The sequence below is a fragment of the Pseudoalteromonas sp. P1-7a genome (assembly GCF_001401855.1).
GTDB lineage: Bacteria > Pseudomonadota > Gammaproteobacteria > Enterobacterales > Alteromonadaceae > Pseudoalteromonas.
Window position 1 is genome coordinate 1 of the sequence record NZ_LKDU01000076.1, and the last position, 1,084, is coordinate 1,084.

The 1,084-nt window shown below is 40.7% G+C and carries 1 protein-coding gene; it reads right to left on the reverse strand.

Going from position 1 to position 1,084, the window contains the following annotated elements:
- Positions 1 to 153: 153 nt before the first annotated feature.
- Positions 154 to 927, reverse strand: a complete 774-nt coding sequence (locus AN389_RS19490) for a YggN family protein (RefSeq protein WP_055018931.1) — start codon at positions 925 to 927, stop codon at positions 154 to 156.
- Positions 928 to 1,084 lie beyond the last annotated feature (157 nt).

Below are 1,084 nucleotides of genomic sequence, written 5' to 3' on the forward strand. Positions count from 1 at the left end.
AATGCATGGGACGATTGGAAATGTTAGCCCCATACAATATGAATCAATGAATTAAAACCCCGTGTCTACTTTATCGGGGTCAGCTCAGATAGCTGATAGCTGATAGCTAATAACTAATAACTAACAGCTTATAGCTTATAACCCTCACTTTCCTTACGATTTTATCTGCACTAAATCAAAGTCAGCCATGCCCGGAACTATTGCTTGCAAGCGCGATTCGGTCACATCAAGTGCGTTTAAACATTCGCAATACTCAGAGGCTTTAAGCTCAAGTTGCTGGGCCTTTTTTTGTAGTGATTTATCTATTTCTTTAGAGATAATATTCATACGTTGGCCCATGTCGTTAATGCGGTCTTCAATATTACCTTCGCGTGATTTAAATGCATCACCAAGCGACATTAAAATAGCGCCTAACGAGCCATGTACGGCAGAATGTATTTGTTGGCTAATTTCTTTAGTGAAAAAGTCATCTATTTGCGAGAGCGACTGTGGAGCGATAAAAAAGAAGTCATCACCGCGCTTAAATTTATCCATAAGCGCCCGCTCTACGTACTGGAGCTGGGTTTTTAGTACCTCTGGCTCTTTATCAGACATCCCCTCAACCACATGTTCAATGGCGCTTAAACCTAAGTTAACCCCATCGGTGGCTAAGTTAACAAGCTCAGGCACGGTATGGCGAATACCATTACTAAATTGCTCAAGTACTTTGCTTTCTTCTGTGCTTAAATCAACCCAATAACCACGAATAAATAGCTGGTTATTATTATTAATTTGCACGCGGGTTTGGCCTTTATCAAGAATACGTATAACGTCGTCGGTAATTATTAAGCCATGACTCAACTCAACATCGCACTGCGACTGAGCTAAAACTGCAGAACTTGAAAGTGCTAAACACAACGCCAATATCGAACGAGATAACAACGCCATATACACCCCAACAAGCTAAAAAAGGAAGGCAGGTAGGTTAACAAAAAACCAACTTTATGCAAGAAAAATAGCTGTTAGCTGTTAGCTGTTAGCTGTTAGCTGTTAGCTGTTAGCTGTTAGCTGTTAGCTGTTAGCTGTTAGCTGTTAGCTGTTAGCT